Genomic DNA, 19264 nt, shown 5'->3' on the forward strand with positions numbered 1-19264 from the left:
GTTCGGGTATGCAATCTGCACTGGTGATTGACTGTCGTCAGGTGACGCGGACCTACAGCGAAGGGCCGGAAAAGCTGACCATTTTTTCTGACATCTCACTGGAGGTGACCTCCGGGGAAACCGTTGCCATTGTGGGTAGCAGTGGCGCTGGCAAGACCACACTTCTGAACCTGTTGGGCGGTCTTGACCGTCCTTCCTCTGGTGATATTTCTATCTGCGGCCAGGATATCCATCGGCTTTCGGAAGCCGGGCGCGCCCGTTTCCGGAATCGTCATCTGGGCTTTGTCTACCAGTTCCATCACCTGCTGCCCGAATTCACCGCATTGGAAAATGTGATGATGCCATGCGCCCTTGGATCCCGGTCCCTGCCAGAGTCGAGGGAGAAGGCGGAGGCTCTGCTGGAAAAAGTGGGGTTAAAGCATCGTCTGACCCACAAGCCGGGAGAGCTTTCGGGTGGCGAGCGGCAGAGGGTTGCCATTGCCCGTGCTCTGGTGAATGAACCCGAGTGTGTATTGATGGATGAGCCGACCGGAAACCTGGATGAGCACACCGGAGAAGGTGTCCGGGCTCTGATCGAGGATCTGAGAGATCAACTGGGCATTTCTTTCGTCATGGTGACTCACGACATGGGTATGGCGAGAAGTCTGGGCCGGGTGCTGCGGCTTGAGCAGGGTCGGTTGATTCAGGAGGTCTGATCTGACGAGCGACGGCGTTTGCAGCGCTCCGATTGTCTGATGTGCCAGTCAGAGCGGATTTTTCGGCGCCAGAGATACTGGATAACGAGGTAGGCCAGGCAAGCACAGATGGTGGCAACGATCAGCGAGCCAAGGTAGAGCGGCACGCCGATATCCACCAGACGGTGGCTGATCCAGGACCAGGACAGTTCAAAATCAAAGTCGAGAACCGGCCGGTTCAGGGCAAGGGCACCAATCTTGTAATTGAAATAGAACAGCGGTGGCATGGTAATCGGGTTGCTGATCCATACCAGCACCACAGAGAGTGGTAAATTCGCATTGAACCAGATGGCGAAAAAAGCGGCTGCCACCATCTGAAAGGGCATCGGGATAAAGCAGAACCAGATACCCACCAGAAAAGCACGGGCCACACTGTGACGGTTGATGTGCCAGAGGTTGGGTTCATGAAGGATATCGCCGAGGAAGTGAAGCGATTTCATATCCTTCACCTTCTCCGGAGAGGGCAGATAGCGTTTCATGAACTTCTTTGGCATTGGAAGTTCTGCCTGTTGATGAAAAGATCACCTGCTGCACGGACGTAGCAGGCAAGTATTAGCAACACAGTCAGGAGGACACGGATTGTCCGAAGGCAATTACCCCTGTCCCGGGTCCCCGGTCCGACACGGCCTGGCGAGACTCGGCATCTTCGCGTTCGCGTGCGGCGCTATCTTACTGTATCGGTTGTCGGTGTTGCCACCTTGGCAATGGCTTATAGTATCGATTATCACCGTTTTTTTGATCTTTATCGCTTCCCGTTCCGGGAAATTTTTGGCGCTATGGTGTGTTGTTCTGGGCCTGGCTGTTGGCCTCGGATGGGCAGGGCTGCACTCTTGGGCGCGGTTGGCGGAAAGGATGCCGCCTTCCCTGGAAGGTCAGCGCCTGGCGGTTTCTGGTTACCTCTGTGATGTCCCTTCTGTAGGTAGTTTCCACAGCGTCCGCTTCAGTTTCTGCGTCACTGAATGGCATGTTCGCGAGGTGGCATCGGATGCCGGTTTGCGCCTTCCGAGCTTGTTGCGGCTGTCATGGTACGGGGCTTCGCCAGCAGACCTCCCCGGTCGAAGGCTCCGGCTCGAGGTTACCCTCAAGCGACCGCATGGAACGCTCAACAGTGCGGGGTTCAGGTACGAAGACTGGCTGTTCCGAAAAGGATACAGGGCCACCGGCTCGGTGAAGTCAGTGGCTGAGGACCTGCGGGTACCCTGTGGTATCCGCTGCACTTATCAGGGTGTCTATGCGGGTGCGGTGAGTTGGGTTAATCGGGAATTCGGTGATGCTGATCATTTCCCTCTTATTGCTTCACTGATCGTCGGCTATCGCGGTTATCTGGATGATGCACAATGGGATGTTCTTAAAGCTACCGGCACGATACATCTTGTTGCTATTTCTGGCCTTCACCTGGGGTTAGTGGCGTTGGGTGCGGGATTCATTGCGCGTCGTTTGTTCCTGCTACTGCCAGGTGGGCTCATGTCAGAATCCGGAAGCCGCTCCGGCACCTTTGCGCTCGTGCTTTTGTGTTGCCTGCTGTACGCGTTGACGGCGGGCTTTACCGTGCCAACACAGAGGGCGCTGGTTATGGTGGCAGTGGCGAGTTGGTCGGTACTTCTGGGGCGGGAGCAATCCCCGTGGCTGGCCTTGCTGATGGCCCTGGTGGCTGTTTTGCTGCTTGATCCCTTTGCGCCTCTGGATCAGGGGTTCTGGTTATCCTTTGGCGCAGTCTCGGTGCTGGTTTGGTCATTTGCCGGGCGATTCAAGCAGGCTGGCTGGCTCAAATCCCTGTTGATCGCCCAATGTGCGATATTCGCGGGCCTGTGGCCTGTTCTGGCGTTGCAGGGGCAGGGGCAGCCGTTAATGGGAGCCGTGGCCAATCTGCTGGCCATTCCGTGGGTTTCGTTGGTGGTGATGCCCGTGCTGGCTTTTGCTGCCGCGATTGCGGGGTTGGTGCCGGACGCATCCGCTGACCTGATACCTGTTGTCGATGCGGTTCTCGGGAGCCTCTGGTTTTTTCTGGATTGGGCTGCATTCTGTGGGGTGCCAGAACTCCAGCCTCCGGATTCGATATTGTTGTTGCTGGCTCCACTGGTATTGCTAATCGTGATTGTGCCCTGGGGACCGTGGCGAGTTGCGGGGGTGTCAGCGTTGTGCGTCTGGTTTCTCCAGGCGCCGGAAGCCGTGGAAACCGGCAATCCGTACGTTTCCGACCCGGAGGTCCACATCTGGGATGTGGGGCAGGGACTGTCCGTGCTGGTTCGGCATCAGCGGGACGTTCTGCTCTACGATACCGGGCCAGCGGTGCCAGGTGTGTTTTCCAGCGTCGAGTCGACGTTGCTGCCGAGCCTGGCAGCGCTGGGGGTGCGGCGTATCGACACGTTGGTGGTCAGCCACGGCGATAACGACCATTCCGGAGGTTTGCAGAGGCTCGTCGAGGCACTTCCTGTCGGCGCGGTAGTTTCGGGTGAGCCGGGCGTCGTTCAGGGCAAGTTGTCCGCTGCAGATATCCAGGTCTCTCCGTGCGAGGAGGGAGAGAGCAGAACGCTGGGTCGATTAACGATACGGTACTGGAGGAACCCGGTTGCGGAAGAAGGAAATGACGCCTCCTGTGTGGTGACTGTTCTGGATGACAAAACCGGTGCAGAGTGGATTCTGCCAGGTGATATCACCGGCGAGTCGGAAACCGCCTTTCTGCAGTACAGAAGCGCAATATCGGATCCGTCCGATGTTAGTGAAAGATTGGTTCTGGCACCGCATCATGGCAGCAAGACATCCTCGACCCACGCCTGGGTTGAGACTCTGTCGCCTGACTACGTTATTTACTCCGCTGGGTATCACCACCGTTTTGGCCATCCTCATCCCGATGTAGTAGCCAGATACCGGGAATCCGGAGCCGTTTCTTTGAATACAGCTTGTTCCGGAATGATTATGGTGAGGTCGGCGGCTAATCGCATGATCCTAAAGGAAATCAGAGACCAGGCGCCGTTCTGGATCAGTGCTCCCGGATTGACCCGTGACGATTGTAAAATACCGTGACATTCCGGGTGTGGCCTGCGCCTGCAGCTATGCTAAAGTAGCGCGGCTTGTAAATTTTCAGGGAGACCGAGCGTGTTCGAGCTTTTGAAAGCCGGTGGCATTCTGATGGTGCCAATTGTTGCCTGTTCCATTCTGGCCCTTGCCATTATCTTCGAGCGTTTCTGGACGCTGCGTGCCTCCAGAGTCGCGCCGCCTGAAACCATTAATGAACTTTGGCGCTGGATCAAGAAAAAAGACGTTAACGGTCGCAAGCTCAAGGCATTGCAGGGCTCGTCTCCCCTCGGGCGGATCCTGGCCGGTGGCCTGCTTAACGCAAAGCATGGTCGCGAGATCATGAAGGAAAGTATTGAGCACGAAGCCAGTCAGGTTATTCACGACCTGGAGCGTTTCCTGAACCCGCTGGGCACCGTCGCAACGATTGCGCCGCTGCTGGGGCTGCTCGGAACCGTTATCGGGATGATCAAGGTTTTTGCCGAAATCCAGCTGGCCGGTGTTGGTAACGCTGGCAATCTGGCCGGTGGTATCTCCGAAGCACTGATTACGACCGCAGCTGGCCTGAGTGTGGCCATTCCGGCGCTGATTGCCCATCGCTACTTCATCCGCAGGGTGGACGAGCTGGTTGTGGGTATGGAGCAGGAAGCCATCAAGCTCGTGGAAGTTGTTCACGGCGATCGCGAAATCGACGTGGAAGGAGCCTGAACGCCGTGAAGTTCAAGCGCCAGAGAAGCCAGGAGGTTGGGGTAGACCTGACGCCACTGATCGATGTGGTGTTCCTGCTGCTGATATTTTTTATGGTTTCCACCACGTTCACCCGGGAAAGTCATCTCGAGGTCGAGTTGCCTGAAGCCAGTGGCGAGCCAGCGTCACCCGCCGAGGTCAGGCAGATTGATGTTGTGATCAACGCCGCGGGGCAATACACGCTGAATGACAAAGCGCTGGTGAATAACCGCCGGGAGACCCTTGAGCGAGGCGTAAAAGAGCTGGCCGGGGGAGACAGTTCTCTGCCTTACATCATTACGGCTGATGCTCGCACACCCCACGAATTTGTAGTTCGTGCCATGGATGTTGCTGGACGCCTGGGATTTGCCAAACTCAGCATTACGACCGAGCGGGAGGCTGAGAGCGAGTGAGCAGTCCGGAGCCGGATCAGACCCTGTCTCAGACACCGCCTAGTAGCAGCTGGATGACTTACAAGCGGCTGCTGGCCTACGTAAAGCCTTTCTGGCTGGCGTTTGCCCTGGCTGTCGTTGGTAACGTGATATACGCAGGGGCTTCGACAGGAATGGCTGCCGCGATGGAGTATGTTATCGCGGCGATCGAGAATCCCACCGAAGGCAATCGCCTGTTGCTGACTCTCGTGATTGTCGGTGTCTTTGCTCTGCGTGGTGTTGGCACGTTCATGAGCCAATACTTCATCAATTATGTCGGGCGGCAGGTCATTAACGCGCTCCGTAACGACGTATTTGACCGTCTGCTGACGCTACCTTCCCGTTATTTCGATGACAATGCCGCCGGTCGTCTCGTTTCCAAGCTGACGTTTAATGTAGAGCAGGTCGCTGAAGCGACGACCAATGCGGTCACCATCTCCCTCAGGGAAGGTCTGACCATCGTTGGTCTGCTCAGTTTCATGCTGTACACCAACTGGAAACTGACCCTCATATTTCTGGCTGTCGGGCCCATCATCGGCGCGGTTGTCAGCTACGCCAGTAAGCGATTCCGCAGGATAAGCAAGCGGATACAAGGATCGATGGGGGACATCACGCATGTTGCCTCGGAATCCATCAGTGGGTATCGGGTAGTTCGTACCTTTGGTGGTGAGGACTATGAGCAGCAGCGTTTCCGGGAGGTCAATGAGCGGAACCTGAAGCAGAGCCTGAAGATGGCATCCACTCAGGCAATCAGTGTACCGGTCATTCAGGTTCTCGTGGCGATTGCCATTGCGGCGCTGGTCTGGACCATGCTGGCACCGGAGATCCGCGGCGGCATGACCACTGGCCAGTTGGTTGCGTTCATTACCGCGGCTACGACCATGGCCAAGCCGATCCGTCAGGTAACCTCGGTTCACGCCAAGATCCAGAAAGGGGTGGCCGCAGCTTACGATGTGTTTGAAACTATTGATGAGACGCCCGAGAAAGACCCGGGGACCTATGCTCCCGAGCGGGTCAAAGGCACCATCCGTTTTGAGGATGTCTCCTTCCGGTATCGGGACCAGCTGGACGACGTACTCGAAGGTATTTCCATCGAGATACCTGCAGGGCAGAGTGTTGCATTGGTTGGGCGCTCAGGGAGTGGCAAATCCACGCTTGTCAGCCTGTTGCCCCGTTTTTACGAGTTTACCGGTGGGGACATTGCGATTGATGATCGCTCCCTGCGGGACTACTCACTGAAAGCACTGCGCGCACAGATCGCACTGGTTACCCAAAATGTGGTTCTGTTTAACGACACGATTGCGGCCAATATTGCCTACGGGGCGTTGCGGGATTGCAGTCGCGAGGAGATTCAGCAAGCAGCGGCCAAGGCTCATGCGCTGGAGTTTATCGAGCGTATGCCGGACGGTCTGGATACCATGATCGGCGACAACGGCGTGATGTTGTCCGGCGGCCAGCGTCAGCGCCTCGCTATTGCCCGGGCGCTTCTCAAGGATGCGCCCATTCTGATTCTTGATGAGGCGACATCGGCACTGGATACGGAGTCCGAGCGTCATATTCAGGAAGCGCTGGAAACGGTTATGAAGGGCCGCACCACGCTGGTGATTGCGCACCGGCTTTCAACCATCGAAACCGCAGACAGGATACTGGTGATGGATAACGGCCGGATTGTTGAGTCGGGCCGTCACGATGAGTTGCTGTCTGCCGGTGGGGCATACGCCCAGCTTCACCAGATGCAGTTCAGTGAACAGGGATGAGTTCTCTGATTGATCGAATCTGGTATGGCAAGACCAGGCCCTTGCGGTTCCTTGCGCCTCTGGCGTGGCTGTATCAGTCGATCGCCGAGTCGAGGCGCCGGAAGGCCTGGTTTGCAAAAGATGACGGCCTTCCGGTACCGGTCATCGTCGTCGGTAACATTACCGCCGGGGGCACCGGAAAATCACCGTTGACGGCCTGGTTGGTAAAGCGCCTGAGCGAGGAAGGTTGGCGTCCGGTCATCATAAGCCGTGGTTACGGCGGAAAGTCCTCCTCTTACCCCCTCTTGGTGACCGCCGAGTCCGATCCGGCGGTAGCCGGTGACGAGCCAGTCATGCTTGCCCTGGCCACTGGAACGCCTGTGGTTGTCGATCCTGAACGACGTCGGGCAGCGGCCTGGGCTCTTGATCAGGATCTGGGTAATGTACTCGTCTGTGATGACGGGTTGCAGCATTACCGCTTGCCAAGGGATATTGAGTTGGCTGTCTTCGACGGTGAGCGAGGGGTTGGTAACGGGGCCATCATCCCGGTCGGGCCTCTCAGAGAGCCGGTGTCCCGTTTGTCTTCCGTCGATTTTCTGGTCATCAACGGTGGCGAACCGCTTCAGGATCAGCCCCTTGAGTCTTTCGACGGCATTGAGCATCCGGCCATCTACTCGATGGCCCTTGCGCCTGCGGCGCTGATAAATCTGCAATCCGACGAGTCAATACCACTCACCGAGCTTGTGGGCAGAAAGGTAAAAGCGGTCGCAGGCATCGGTAATCCTGGCCGCTTTTTCGATACACTGAGGGGCCTTGGCGCTGAGGTTTCCGAGGCCCCGTTTCCGGACCATCATGCGTTTCGGGAACAGGATCTGTCATCGTTGCCGGACGAGTGGGTGGTGATGACATCAAAGGACGCCGTAAAATGCCGGGCGTTCGCGGGCGCAAATGCCTGGGTGTTGTCTGTCGAGCCAGAGCTCCCCAAAGGCTTCGAGGAATCTTTATTGGCATCCGTACGAGCGTGTTTCGACCGGACGGCTACCACCATTGATGAGAGTCATTGAGAATATTCGAGAGCAATCATGGATAAAAAACTTCTGGGCCTGTTGGCCTGTCCGGTATGTAAAGGCGAACTCAAGCTTAATGAGAGCAAAACGGAACTGGTCTGCTACCAGGATGCTATGGCGTTTCCCGTGCGTGAGGGTATTCCGGTGATGTTGGCAACAGAGGCCCGCACACTGAGTACCGATGAGCGTCTCGATAAACGATAACTGAGCTTTGAGGCCGTTGCCATGTCTTTCACTGTCGTGATCCCGGCCCGTTATGGGTCCAGTCGTTTACCCGGCAAGCCGCTAGCCGATATTTGTGGCAAACCCATGGTGCAGCATGTGGTCGAGCGGGCTCAGGACAGCCGTGCCGACCGGGTGGTGGTTGCTACGGATGACGATCGAATCCGACGTGTCTGCGAGCAATTTGGTGTTGAGGTGGTCATGACCTCGCCGGAGCATGCCAGCGGCACAGATCGGTTGGAGGAAGTCTCCCGTGTGCTCGGGTTTGAGAGCGATCACCGGGTCGTCAATGTTCAGGGTGATGAGCCGCTGATTCCGCCTGCGCTGATCAATCAGGTCGCTGATAATCTTGAGCGTTACCCGGAGGCTGCTATTGCGACTCTGTGTGAGCGGATTCATGATCCAGAGCACGTATTCAACCCCAACGTTGTGAAGGTTGTGTTTGATCATCGGGGCATGGCTCACTATTTCAGTCGTGCGCCAATACCTTGGGCGAGGGATCTCTGGCAGGCAGGCACGCCCCTTAGCCGGGTGGATGTTTCGCTTCCCGAGAGTATTGGGTATTTCCGGCATATCGGCATCTATGGATACCGCGCCAGCGTCCTTGGAGAATTTGTATCCTGGGCGCCAGCACCAACGGAAAGGGTGGAGTCACTGGAGCAATTGCGGGCACTTTATAATGGTGCGGCGATCCATGTGGATGTGGCTGCTGAAAACCCACCCGCCGGCGTGGATACCGAGGCTGACCTTGATCGGCTCCGTCAGCGAATGGAATCCCGGAGTTAATGTGATGTCCCATTCAGTCAAAGTATTGTTTGTCTGCCTTGGCAATATCTGCCGCTCTCCCAGCGCTGAGGGCGTATTCCGGATGCTGGTCGAGAAGCATGGCCTCACAGAGCGGATTGCGATCGATTCCTGCGGTACGGGAAACTGGCATGTTGGCAGCAGTCCCGACCCCCGTGCCATAGAAGCGGCATCACGGAGGGGCGTCGATATCAGCGGTCTGAGGGCGCGACAGTTTGTTGCCGACGACCTGGACGAATTTGACTATGTCCTGGTGATGGACCGGCAAAACCTGGCTGACGTGAGGGATATCTGGCATCAGAACGGAGGTACGGAGCCTCGGCTATTCCTCACCTTTGGTCAGTCTTCGCACCCGGAGGTACCTGACCCGTATTACGGTGGTGACGACGGCTTCGAGATGGTGCTCGACCTCATTCACGAAGCCGGTGAGGGCCTGCTGATGGACATCCGGGAGCGATTCGATTGAGTATCGAGCTGGCCATCCAGAGCGGAGTTGAGCTCGAGGAGTTCAATACGCTTCATTTGCCGTCCATTGCGAAATACTACCTCGAGGTCACGGACTCCCAAACCTTGCTTCGTGCCTTGCATTGGGCTGACGAGAATCGTCTGCAAGTACTGATACTGGGCGGTGGTAGCAACCTCGTTTTCAGTGGTGATTTCGAGGGGCTTGTTATCCGGATTTCGATAAGAGGCCGATCCTGGGAGCAGGCTGCGAATTCGGAAGCGACTCTCGTCCTTGGTGCTGGGGAGAGTTGGCACGATGCGGTTCTTTATGCGGCCCGCTCCGGTTATCGGGGAATAGAGAATCTCGCCTTAATACCGGGTACCGCAGGTGCTGCCCCTGTCCAGAATATTGGCGCCTATGGCGTCGAACTTCAGGACACGTTGGCATCAGTCACTGCCTATGACCGAGAGGAGGGCGGCTGGGTCACCCTCAACAAAGAGCAGTGTGGGTTCGCCTATCGAGACAGTGTGTTCAAACGCAATCCGGGTCGTTTCATTATTACCGAGTTGCGACTCAAGCTCTCCCGCGATAGAGCACTTCAAACCGGGTATCGAGACCTTCAGGAATACCTTGGCGACCCGCTGCCCGATAAGCTTGAGGCCATTGATGTTGTTGAGGCCGTGATGGCGATTCGTCGCCGAAAATTGCCGGATCCCGAGATTCTGCCCAACGCCGGCAGCTTCTTCAAAAATCCCGTCGTACCGAACGAGGTTTACGAAGGCCTGCGGAACCAGTTTGACGGTATTGTCGGCTATGCACAGCCGGATTGTGTGAAGCTGGCAGCGGCCTGGCTTATCGACCAATGCGGGTGGAAAGGCTTCAGAAATGAGACCGTGGGGGTTCACAACCGTCAGGCGCTGGTTCTGATTAATCACAGCGGTGGCAGTGGCCGGGATATCCTGGCTCTGGCAGATCGTATCCGGCAGTCAGTCTGTGAGCGTTTTGGCGTGGAGCTGGAAATGGAGCCGGGTATCGTCGGCTCAGGATGTTCTTCAGAAATCGGATAAGCCCGCCGGTTTTGTTACCCGCGGGCTTATCCTCATGGCCCCGGTCAGAGGCCTTTGCGTGGTGATGTCTTGATCAAAAATGACAGGGCTTCCTCAACGGGAATGTCCTGCTTATCGGCGTCCCGGCGGCCTTTGTATTCGAGCGTGCCGGCCTTGAGCCCGCGATCAGATACCACGAACCGGTGGGGAATACCGATCAGTTCCATATCCGCGAACTTGACGCCGGGGCGTTCGTTCCGGTCGTCCAGCAGCACGTCGTAGCCAGCCTGGCGAAGCTGTTCGTAAAGCTTCTCGGCGGCTTCTGCCACAGCGGGGGATTTGTGGCCGTTAAGGGTCACAATGGACACCTCGAATGGCGCAATGGCGTCGGGCCAGATGATGCCCTTATCATCGTGGTTCTGCTCGATGGAGGCGGCAACGATTCGTGACACGCCGATGCCATAACAGCCCATTTCCATAATCGCATTCTTGCCGTTCTCGTCCAGCACTGTGGCGTTCATGGCCTGGCTGTACTTGTTGCCCAGCTTGAAAATGTGCCCGACTTCAATGCCCCGGCGGATCTCAAGGGTGCCTTTTCCATCCGGGCTGGCGTCGCCCTCAACGACATTGCGAAGGTCTTCGACGCGTGTCAGAGGCACGTCCCGCTCCCAGTTCACGCCGGTCAGGTGGAAGTCGTCTTTATTGGCGCCACACACGAAGTCGGCCAGGTGCGCAGCACTGCGATCTACGATGATGGGAACGTTAAGATTGACGGGGCCGATAGAGCCGGGTTTGCAGCCGGCGGCTTTCTCGATCTCTTCGTCGGTCGCCATGGTGAGAGGCTCTGCAACGCCGGCAAGATTCTCTGCCTTGATTTCGTTGAGCGTGTGATCGCCACGGAGGATCAGGGCAACCAGTCCTGCTTCTTCACCTTCATCGGCTTCTGCTTTGACCATCAGGGTTTTCACGGTGCGGGTCGCGTCGATACCAAGGAACTCGGAGATGGCGTCAATGGTTCGCTGGTCAGGTGTGGACACCTCTGTGAGCGCTTCTGACGGTGCCGGCCGATCTCCAGCAGGTGCAAGTGCCTCGGCCTTCTCGATGTTGGCCGCATAATCGCTTTCAGTGCTGAATGCGATGTCGTCCTCACCGGAGGAAGCCAGAACATGAAATTCGTGGGAAGCGTTGCCGCCAATAGCCCCGGAATCAGCCTGCACCGGGCGGTAATCCAGACCTAGTCGATCGAAGATAGCGCAGTAGGTGCGGTGCATCACGTCATAAGTTTCGTTCAGGGACTCACCATTAAGGTGGAATGAGTACGCATCCTTCATGATGAATTCCCGGGCACGCATGACGCCGAATCGGGGGCGGCGTTCATCCCGGAACTTGGTCTGGATCTGATAGAAGTTGGCCGGCAACTGCTTATAGCTGCTTAGCTCATTTCGAATCAGGTCGGTGATGACCTCCTCGTGGGTCGGCCCAAAACAGAACTCCCGGCCGTGCCGGTCATTCATTCGCAGCAATTCGCCACCGTATTGAGTCCAGCGACCGGATTCTTCCCAGAGTTCGGCAGGCTGCACCGCCGGCATCAGCACTTCCTGGGCGCCACTCTTGTCCATCTCTTCGCGAACGATCCGCTCTACTTTGCGCAGGGTTCTGAGCCCCATCGGCAGCCAGGTGTACAACCCCGCCGCAAGCTTACGGATCATGCCCGCACGCAGCATGAGCTGATGACTGATAATCTCGGCGTCTGCCGGAGTCTCTTTCTGGGTTGCAATAAGGTAGCGGCTCGCTCGCATTGTGTTTTCCGTTTGGTTCCGAAAAGGGTTGCTAGACTAATGGACAGGTGGCGGTTGGCCCGCCCAAACCTTTAATTGTCGTAGAGTGGTGGTATTGTACGGAGCCTGTGGAACAAGGTACAGATGATGACTGACGAATCTATCGATGTTAGCCCCCGACGACGGCCCGTTCAGGCGCGAAGCCGTGAGCGGGTAAACTCAATATTGGCGCACGCTGCGGAAATATTTCACGAGAACGGTGTCGATGCGACGAGCATGTCTGCAATTGCTCGTGAATCTGGCATGTCTCTGGCGTCGCTTTACCGTTATTTCCCGAACAAGGCCGCAGTGGTCCATGCCATTGCCGAGTTGCACGTGGAAAGGATGGAAACGGCACTTCGGGAGCGGTTGCCTGAACTGGATGTGATTGAGGCGGTGGATGTTCTGCTTGATCAGTTCTATGAATTTTACCGGACCGAGCCTGCGTATTCCGCGATCTGGAGTGGTATCGAGGCGATGCCGGAGCTTCGGGATCTGGATCTCAGGGAACTCTACAGCAACGCTGAAGACCTGAATGCGAAGTTGGCACAGGCATGCCCCCAGATTCCGGAGGATCGTCGCTGGACCGCCAGCCTCCTTCTGCCACGATCAGCAGGTACCATTTTGAGACTGGCGGCGACCCTGCCGGAAGTTGAGGGCCGTCGGATGGTGGATGAATTCAAGTGCATGGCGGCTTCTTACGTACGCGAACTCGTCAGTTGATCCTTTCAGTCCAGATACCCAAGGGGCAGTGCATTTGTATCGATAACCCGCCGAAGCACGAAACTTGAGTGCACCCCGCTGACTCCCTGGATTCTTGTTATCCGGTTCAGCAGGAACTGGTGGTAATGGTCCATATCCGGGACCACGATTTTTAACATGTAGTCTGCATCCTGCCCGGTAATCAGGTAGCACTCCTGCACTTCCGGATACTCGGATACCTTTTCTTCAAACTCTGCAAATCGTTCCGGTGTGTGACGGTCCATGCCGATCAGGATGATCGCGGTCAGATCCAGCCCAAGTTTTTTTTGGTCCAGGATGGTGACGGTGCGAACAATGATGCCGGCCTCCTCAAGTGCACGAACCCTTCTCAGGCACGGGGAGGGGGACAACCCAACCTGTTCCGCCAGCTCCTGGTTGGTAAAGGCCCCGTTTTTCTGGACCTGTTCAAGGATTCGGCGATCTGTTCGATCCAGTTTTACCAGTTTTTTCGACTTTATGGGCATAAAATGTCTATTGAGAAGTTGTTTGAGAAAATATATGCCAAAAAATAGCTTTCCGGAGACAAGAACGCAATCAAATGCTTCGGATTTGGCGTTAATCTGTACCCAGCTAATGACATTATTCGGGGAACTGAAAGGAAACACTAAAATGGCTTTCGATCATCGTAAATACGAGGCTTTCAAGCCGATCAGGAAAACCAACCGCCGCTGGCCGGACAGCGTTATCGAGAAGGCGCCGGTGTGGTGTGCGGTAGATCTTCGTGACGGTAACCAGGCATTGGTTAAACCGATGAATGTTGCCCAGAAGCAGCGGTTGTTCGACTTGCTCGTCAAGCTGGGGTTCAAGGAAATCGAAATCGGTTTTCCCGCTGCGAGCCAGCCGGACTTCGATTTTTGCAGGAAGCTGATTGATGAGAACCGTATCCCCGACGACGTCAAGATTCAGGTGCTGACCCAGGCGAGGCCGGAGCTCATTGAGCGTACCTACGAAGCTCTGAAGGGAGCCAAACAGGCGATTGTCCATGTCTACAATTCCACGTCGACGGTTCAGCGAGAGCAGGTGTTCGGGCTTGATCGAGACGGCATCCGGGATATCGCTATCAACGGCGCGGAACTGGTCAGGGATCTGGCGGCAAAGCACCCGGAAACCCAGTGGACATTCCAGTACTCACCAGAGAGCTTCACGGGGACCGAGCTGGACTTTGCAGTCGATGTCATTGATGCGGTGACCGAAGTCTGGAGGCCGGATCAGGGGCAGCCTGTGATCATTAATTTGCCGGCAACAGTTGAGATGGCGACACCCAACGTGTTTGCCGATCAGATCGAGTGGGTATGTGACAACATTCAGCGTCGCGAGCATATAAGCATCAGTTTGCACACCCACAACGATCGCGGGTGCGCGGTCGCTGCGGCAGAGCTCGGTGTTATGGCTGGTGCTGACCGCATTGAAGGCACCTTGATGGGGAACGGGGAGCGGACCGGCAACATGGACCTCGTCACCATGGCCATGAATCTGTACTCCCAGGGAATTGATCCCAACCTGGATCTGTCCGGTATGGCGGAGATTACGGAAGTTGTTGAGGCCTGTACCGAAATTTCAACACATCCCCGTCATCCATACGCAGGTGAACTGGTATTCACTGCGTTCTCGGGAAGTCACCAGGATGCGATCCGTAAATGTCTGGCTCGCCGCGAGGAGGGCGATGTCTGGAATGTCGCTTACCTGCCCATCGACCCGTCGGATGTAGGGCGTCGCTATGAAGAAGTCGTGCGGATCAACAGTCAGTCAGGAAAGGGCGGTGTAGCCTATGTTCTTGAGAGGGACTATGACATTACCTTACCCCGCTGGCTGCAGATCGAGTTCAGCAAGGTCGTACAGCGGGAGGCGGAGAGCAATGGAGGTGAGATCGACTCTCTCACCATTCACCGATTGTTTGAAGATCAGTACCTGAAGGTTCACAGGGATTGGGCACTGCGTTCTTACGACCTGCATCGTGACGATAACGGGGTCAAGGCCGACGTCTGCGTTGGAAGCGAGGAACGCCCGGTCAGGTTTGATGGTCGGGGCCTGGGCGCTGTGGAGGCGGTCTCGGATTCTCTGGAGAAAACGTTTGGTACATCCATTGCCGTTGAGGCTTATGACGAGTTTGCTCTGGGCGAGGGTACCAATGCCAATGCACTGGCCTGTATTCGTCTGACCGTCGGCGGCGATCCGAGCAGTGCTGCGGCTCTGGCGGAGGATACCACCTCTGCGACGCTGCAGGCGTTGTTGTCCGCAGTCGCCCGGGTGATCGGCCTGAACATGCCGGTGCCGGAGGGCGAGCGTCGGGGAATAGAGAGTGAAATGGCCTAGTCAAAAACAAAGAACCGGCGATGAGTCGCCGGTTCTTTGTTTATCCAATGCCCGTGAGGGGCAAAGGCGTCATCGAAACCCTTAGACCGGGGTTACGTTTTCCGCCTGCGGGCCTTTCGGGCCCTGAGTCACAGTAAACTGCACCTGCTGACCTTCAGCCAGGGTGCGGAAACCGGATGCATTGATTGCGCTGTAGTGAACGAATACGTCACTGCCACCGTCCTGAGCAATAAAGCCAAAGCCCTTGGCTTCGTTGAACCACTTCACGTGGCCGGTTTTGGTATCGGACATTGATCTTTCCTGTCTTCCTGAAATTTTTTGCCCTCACGGGACCTTCGTTAATGCATGTTCCTGAAATGAACATGTGCTGAGAAATCCAGATAGTACTGAGGAAGGGGCAACGCTGAGCTCGTGGGCAGGACGTTGAAACGCATTCACCAAATACCGCTGTATTTTCACAGCAATTTCAGTATAGACCGAGTTTGGGGGGCGTCAACGCTTTTTTGTGGATTTTTATGTATTTTTTATCCTTAAAAAACAATGAGTTGCTTGGCGCGAGAATAAAAAATCACCCGACCCTGGGGTAAGGGCCGGGATGGCAGGTTGTTGGAAGCGTGATCAGGCGTGGAACCGCTCGCTGATCTCGTCCAGTATTGCCGGGTCATCAATGGTGCTGGGTACGGTGAAGTCTTCACCATCCGCGATCTGCCTGATTACCCGACGCAGGATCTTGCCGGAGCGGGTCTTGGGCAAACGCTCAACCACCATGGCCCGCCGGAAGCAGGCAATTGCACCGATCTTGTCGCGAACCATCTCCACGAGCTCATCTTCCAGTTCATCGTGGTCGATGGTTGCTCCGTCCTTGATCAGTACCAGGCCGATGGGAATCTGGCCCTTCATGTCATCGTGAGCCCCAACAACACAGCATTCTGCTATGGCCGGGTGGGAGGCGACCACCTCTTCCATCTCACCGGTGGACAGCCGGTGGCCTGCCACGTTTATTACATCGTCTGTACGACCCATGATGAACACATAGCCATCGTCATCGATGTAGCCGCCATCACCGGAGCTGTAGAAGCCCTCAATTGGCTTGAGGTAGCTGCTCTGGAAGCGCTCGTCATCACCCCAGATCGTGGTCAGGCATCCGGGAGGCAGTGGCAGCTTCACGGCAACCTGGCCTTGCTCACCGGCAGGAACCTGGCCGCCGTTCATATCAACAACCTGCACATTGAACCCGGGTGAAGGCACGGTTGCGGAGCCGGGCTTGGTTTCCATCATCTCGATGCCAACCGGGTTACAACAGATTGCCCAACCGGTTTCGGTCTGCCACCAGTGATCCAGTATCGGCAGGCGGGTGTGCTCCCGCAGCCATTCGTAGGTTGGCGGGTCAAGGCGCTCGCCAGCCAGGAAAATTCGCTTGAGAGAGCTTACGTTATAACGGGACAGTTGGTCTGCCTCCGGATCTTCCTTTCGGATGGCTCGGAAGGCGGTCGGGGCGGTAAACAGCAGATTAACGCCGTGATCCTGCACGACGCGCCAGAATGCGCCGGCGTCCGGAGTTTTGACTGGCTTGCCTTCATAGAGAATCGTTGTGCAACCGGCGAACAGGGGGGCGTAAACGATGTAACTGTGGCCTACAACCCAGCCAACGTCCGAGGCGGCCCAGTAAACATCGCCGGGGCTGGCATCATAGACGAGGTTCATGGAGTAGTTCAGCGCCACTGCATGGCCACCGTTGTCCCTGACCACGCCCTTGGGTTTGCCGGTTGTGCCGGAGGTATAGAGGATATACAGCGGATCCGTGGATTTTACGGGCACCGGATCAATGGGGCGCGCAGCGGCTGTCAGTTCGTTCCAGTCGTAATCGCGGCCGGCTTGCATGCTGGCCTGGACCTGGGGTCGCTGGTACAGGATGCAGCAATCGGGTTTGTGGCTTGACTGCTCGATGGCCTTATCGACCAGCGGCTTGTATTCAATGACCTTGGTCACTTCGATACCGCAGGACGCGGTGATGACGGCTTTGGGCTGGGCGTCTTCAATCCGGACGGCCAATTCATGGGCCGCGAAACCGCCGAATACGACCGAGTGAATGGCGCCGATACGAGCACAGGCGAGCATGGCAATGGCGGCCTCAGGAATCATCGGCATGTAGACGATGACCCGGTCGCCCTTGCTGATTCCTCGATCCTTGAGAGCGCCGGCAAACGTTGCCACTGCATCGCGCAGCTCGTTGTAGGTATAGGACCGTTTCGTTTCGGTAACCGGAGAATCGTAGATCAATGCAGTCTGGTCACCGCGGCCAGCCCGGATATTGGCATCAAGAGCCACGTCACTGCTGTTCAGGACGCCGTCGGGAAACCATTGTCCGTGGCCATTGTCGGTTGGCTGCCAGATGGTTTGTGGTGCTTCGATCCAGTCAATCTTGGCAGCCTGATCACGCCAGAAGTCTTCCGGTTGGTCCACCGACCGCCGGAATTCTGAGTGGTAGTCCATACATTCCACCTCGTTGTGCCTGTTGTTGTTTTGTTAGTTATGTGAACAACTGTAGGCAGTTTGGTGGCTGGGACTAGTAGACCATAGGCTTAGTCAGTCGAAATCGGTTGGTCAATCGGTTGCAGATTTGATCGAGGTCACCTGTGCGCTTATTTCACCTTCGGACACCCTGGCAGTGATCTGGTCTCCGGAGCTGAGCGAGGCGGGGGTGCGAACTATATGGCCGCCGCTATCACGGACAATGGCATAGCCTCGTCCTAGAGTGGCGAGAGGGCTGACCACGTGGAGCGTCTGGGCTGAGCGTTCCAGGCGTTCCCGCTGGCGATTCAGTCTCTGTTGCATTCCGGTCGCCAGTCGTTCCGAGAGCCGGCCCAGGTTGTCAGTCGCTGTCGTAATCTGCCGTTTGGGCGTTTGCATGGAGAGACGCTGCGCCAGATGCTGCTGCCGTAGACTGATTCGTTCAATGCGATGTGTCATCACTTTTGCCAGCCGCAGTTCCAGTTCGTCCATGCGCTGGGCCTTTTCCTGCAATTCCCGCCTGGGGTCCCTGAGCCTGGCTTTGAGGTGTCCGATCTGGGATTCAAGACGCCTTAAGGTCTGCGCCAGGGCTCCGGATAGCCGTGTTTCGCGCTCTGCGAGCTGTTTTTGCCAGGTTGCCTGATCCGGGGAAATTTTTTCGGCAGCGGCGGATGGCGTTGGCGCACGAAGATCCGCGACAAAATCGGCGATGGTCACGTCAACTTCGTGCCCGACGGCGCTTACGGTTGGAATAGGGCAGTTGGCAATGGCCCGGGCCACCGGTTCCTCGTTGAAGCACCAGAGATCTTCGAGCGATCCACCGCCGCGACCAATGATCAGCACGTCGGCAACGTTGTGTTGAGAGGCCTTGTGTATCGCATCAACGATGTCTGCTGTCGCGGCCTTCCCCTGAACCGCAGTCGGGTAGAGTGTGACCGGGATGGCGGGGCATCGCCGTGCCAGGACGGTGAGAATGTCGTGGATTGCGGCGCCAGTGGGTGAGGTGACCACCCCGATATGCCTGGGCGTGGTCGGCAGAGCCTTTTTCCTTGCGGCGTCAAACAGGCCCTCGGTCTGCAGCTTGCGCTTCAGCTCTTCGAACGCCTGCTGGAGGGCGCCCAGCCCCGCGGGTTCCATGTGCTCGATAATGATCTGAAAATCGCCCCGGTTTTCGTACAGCGTAACCTTGCCCCGGATGCGGACCTGGTCCCCCTCCTTTGGAGTCATCCGTAAACGCTGGTTGGCGCCACGAAACATGGCGCACCGCACCTGGCATTTGCGATCTTTTAACGAGAAATACCAGTGCCCCGATGATGGACGGGAAAAACCGGACAACTCACCTTCTACCCACACCTGCATAAAGCTGGACTCCAGCAGGTGTCTGGCCTGATGGTTGAGTTCGCTGACACTCAGTGCTCGAGGGCGAGTGTCCTGGAATGAAGTCGGGGGTGGGGGTGTGCCGAACGGATCCATACGCAATAGCCGAAAAGTGGGAGGGTAAAAATAGCGAAAATTCAAAAAGATGCAACCGAACCTTCAAAAAGCCCCGGTTTACTGTCCCTGAGAGCCCCTTTATAATAGATCGATTAAGGATTTTGCTTTGCTGCGCCGTCGCGGCGGCGGCACGGAAATTCC

General features: G+C 56.6%; 18 protein-coding genes. 12 read left to right on the forward strand and 6 right to left on the reverse strand.

Translation table 11 applies throughout. From position 1 onward, the window contains the following. Positions 1-8: 8 nt before the first annotated feature. Complete coding sequence (gene lolD, locus D777_RS03035; RefSeq protein ID WP_406564760.1) at positions 9-695, forward strand: lipoprotein-releasing ABC transporter ATP-binding protein LolD; 687 nt, start codon at positions 9-11, stop codon at positions 693-695. Here lolD and D777_RS03040 read toward each other — a convergent pair. Then, a complete protein-coding gene (locus tag D777_RS03040; RefSeq protein WP_036128619.1) occupies positions 683-1228 on the reverse strand; it encodes a DUF2062 domain-containing protein in 546 nt (181 codons plus the stop codon). The genes lolD and D777_RS03040 overlap by 13 nt on opposite strands. An 85-nt stretch (positions 1229-1313) precedes the next feature. Here D777_RS03040 and D777_RS03045 point away from each other — a divergent pair, with 85 nt between their 5' ends. From D777_RS03045 to murB, 9 genes are all read left to right on the forward strand, one after another. Then, a complete protein-coding gene (locus D777_RS03045) occupies positions 1314-3758 on the forward strand; it encodes a DNA internalization-related competence protein ComEC/Rec2 (protein ID WP_036128621.1) in 2445 nt (814 codons plus the stop codon). Positions 3759-3830: 72 nt separating this feature from the next. Further along, positions 3831-4457 carry a MotA/TolQ/ExbB proton channel family protein gene (locus tag D777_RS03050; protein WP_036128623.1) on the forward strand — a complete coding sequence of 209 codons (627 nt, stop codon included), beginning with the start codon at positions 3831-3833 and terminating at the stop codon, positions 4455-4457. A gap of 5 nt (positions 4458-4462) precedes the next feature. After that, complete coding sequence (locus D777_RS03055; protein ID WP_036128624.1) at positions 4463-4888, forward strand: ExbD/TolR family protein; 426 nt, start codon at positions 4463-4465, stop codon at positions 4886-4888. 53 nt (positions 4889-4941) lie between these two features. Continuing rightward, complete coding sequence (gene msbA, locus D777_RS03060; RefSeq protein ID WP_051668963.1) at positions 4942-6663, forward strand: lipid A export permease/ATP-binding protein MsbA; 1722 nt, start codon at positions 4942-4944, stop codon at positions 6661-6663. Beyond that, positions 6660-7706: a tetraacyldisaccharide 4'-kinase gene (lpxK, locus tag D777_RS03065; protein WP_036128626.1), complete on the forward strand. Its 1047-nt coding sequence runs from the start codon at positions 6660-6662 to the stop codon at positions 7704-7706. Before msbA ends, lpxK begins: the two co-directional genes overlap by 4 nt. 18 nt (positions 7707-7724) lie before the next feature. Beyond that, positions 7725-7913, forward strand: a complete 189-nt coding sequence (locus tag D777_RS03070; RefSeq protein WP_036128627.1) for a Trm112 family protein — start codon at positions 7725-7727, stop codon at positions 7911-7913. Between the two features lie 21 nt (positions 7914-7934). Further along, positions 7935-8717: a 3-deoxy-manno-octulosonate cytidylyltransferase gene (gene kdsB, locus D777_RS03075; RefSeq protein WP_036128629.1), complete on the forward strand. Its 783-nt coding sequence runs from the start codon at positions 7935-7937 to the stop codon at positions 8715-8717. 4 nt (positions 8718-8721) lie between these two features. Then, positions 8722-9201 (forward strand): low molecular weight protein-tyrosine-phosphatase, encoded by a 480-nt coding sequence (locus tag D777_RS03080; protein WP_036128631.1) that lies wholly within the window; start codon positions 8722-8724, stop codon positions 9199-9201. After that, positions 9198-10247: a UDP-N-acetylmuramate dehydrogenase gene (murB, locus tag D777_RS03085; RefSeq protein WP_036128633.1), complete on the forward strand. Its 1050-nt coding sequence runs from the start codon at positions 9198-9200 to the stop codon at positions 10245-10247. The genes D777_RS03080 and murB overlap by 4 nt, the downstream gene beginning before the upstream one ends. 44 nt (positions 10248-10291) lie before the next feature. Here murB and D777_RS03090 read toward each other — a convergent pair whose 3' ends face one another. After that, positions 10292-12025 (reverse strand): proline--tRNA ligase, encoded by a 1734-nt coding sequence (locus D777_RS03090; RefSeq protein ID WP_036128635.1) that lies wholly within the window; start codon positions 12023-12025, stop codon positions 10292-10294. Positions 12026-12148: 123 nt separating this feature from the next. Between D777_RS03090 and D777_RS03095 the strand changes: the two genes are divergently transcribed. Then, positions 12149-12766 (forward strand): TetR/AcrR family transcriptional regulator, encoded by a 618-nt coding sequence (locus D777_RS03095; RefSeq protein ID WP_227501648.1) that lies wholly within the window; start codon positions 12149-12151, stop codon positions 12764-12766. Positions 12767-12771: 5 nt separating this feature from the next. Here the strand turns inward: D777_RS03095 and D777_RS03100 are convergent, their stop codons facing one another. Further along, the gene (locus tag D777_RS03100; protein WP_036128637.1) at positions 12772-13269 is read right to left on the reverse strand and encodes an Lrp/AsnC family transcriptional regulator; all 498 of its coding nucleotides are present in this window, start codon (positions 13267-13269) and stop codon (positions 12772-12774) included. Positions 13270-13414: 145 nt separating this feature from the next. Here D777_RS03100 and leuA point away from each other — a divergent pair, with 145 nt between their 5' ends. After that, the gene (gene leuA / locus D777_RS03105) at positions 13415-15118 is read left to right on the forward strand and encodes a 2-isopropylmalate synthase (RefSeq protein ID WP_036128639.1); all 1704 of its coding nucleotides are present in this window, start codon (positions 13415-13417) and stop codon (positions 15116-15118) included. Positions 15119-15199: 81 nt separating this feature from the next. Here leuA and D777_RS03110 read toward each other — a convergent pair whose 3' ends face one another. The 3 genes from D777_RS03110 to xseA form a co-directional block, all read right to left on the reverse strand. Next, a complete protein-coding gene (locus D777_RS03110; RefSeq protein WP_036128641.1) occupies positions 15200-15409 on the reverse strand; it encodes a cold-shock protein in 210 nt (69 codons plus the stop codon). Positions 15410-15736: 327 nt separating this feature from the next. Then, positions 15737-17611 (reverse strand): propionyl-CoA synthetase, encoded by a 1875-nt coding sequence (locus D777_RS03115; protein WP_036128643.1) that lies wholly within the window; start codon positions 17609-17611, stop codon positions 15737-15739. Between the two features lie 111 nt (positions 17612-17722). Continuing rightward, entirely contained in the window at positions 17723-19102 is a 1380-nt protein-coding gene (gene xseA / locus D777_RS03120; RefSeq protein WP_036128645.1) for an exodeoxyribonuclease VII large subunit, read from the reverse strand. Positions 19103-19264: the final 162 nt, after the last annotated feature.

Origin of the sequence: Marinobacter nitratireducens (assembly GCF_000708045.1) — a bacterium.
GTDB classification, from domain to species: Bacteria; Pseudomonadota; Gammaproteobacteria; order Pseudomonadales; family Oleiphilaceae; genus Marinobacter; species Marinobacter nitratireducens.

Bases quoted from the DNA above. Each gene is read 5' to 3' on its own strand.
- lolD (WP_406564760.1), top strand. From the start codon at position 9: ATGCAATCTGCACTGGTGATTGACTGTCGTCAGGTGACGCGGACCTAC.
- D777_RS03040 (WP_036128619.1), bottom strand. From the start codon at position 1,228: ATGCCAAAGAAGTTCATGAAACGCTATCTGCCCTCTCCGGAGAAGGTG.
- msbA (WP_051668963.1), top strand. From the start codon at position 4,942: ATGACTTACAAGCGGCTGCTGGCCTACGTAAAGCCTTTCTGGCTGGCG.
- lpxK (WP_036128626.1), top strand. From the start codon at position 6,660: ATGAGTTCTCTGATTGATCGAATCTGGTATGGCAAGACCAGGCCCTTG.
- D777_RS03070 (WP_036128627.1), top strand. From the start codon at position 7,725: ATGGATAAAAAACTTCTGGGCCTGTTGGCCTGTCCGGTATGTAAAGGC.
- kdsB (WP_036128629.1), top strand. From the start codon at position 7,935: ATGTCTTTCACTGTCGTGATCCCGGCCCGTTATGGGTCCAGTCGTTTA.
- D777_RS03080 (WP_036128631.1), top strand. From the start codon at position 8,722: ATGTCCCATTCAGTCAAAGTATTGTTTGTCTGCCTTGGCAATATCTGC.
- D777_RS03090 (WP_036128635.1), bottom strand. From the start codon at position 12,025: ATGCGAGCGAGCCGCTACCTTATTGCAACCCAGAAAGAGACTCCGGCA.
- D777_RS03095 (WP_227501648.1), top strand. From the start codon at position 12,149: ATGATGACTGACGAATCTATCGATGTTAGCCCCCGACGACGGCCCGTT.
- D777_RS03100 (WP_036128637.1), bottom strand. From the start codon at position 13,269: ATGCCCATAAAGTCGAAAAAACTGGTAAAACTGGATCGAACAGATCGC.
- leuA (WP_036128639.1), top strand. From the start codon at position 13,415: ATGGCTTTCGATCATCGTAAATACGAGGCTTTCAAGCCGATCAGGAAA.
- D777_RS03110 (WP_036128641.1), bottom strand. From the start codon at position 15,409: ATGTCCGATACCAAAACCGGCCACGTGAAGTGGTTCAACGAAGCCAAG.
- D777_RS03115 (WP_036128643.1), bottom strand. From the start codon at position 17,611: ATGGACTACCACTCAGAATTCCGGCGGTCGGTGGACCAACCGGAAGAC.
- xseA (WP_036128645.1), bottom strand. From the start codon at position 19,102: ATGGATCCGTTCGGCACACCCCCACCCCCGACTTCATTCCAGGACACT.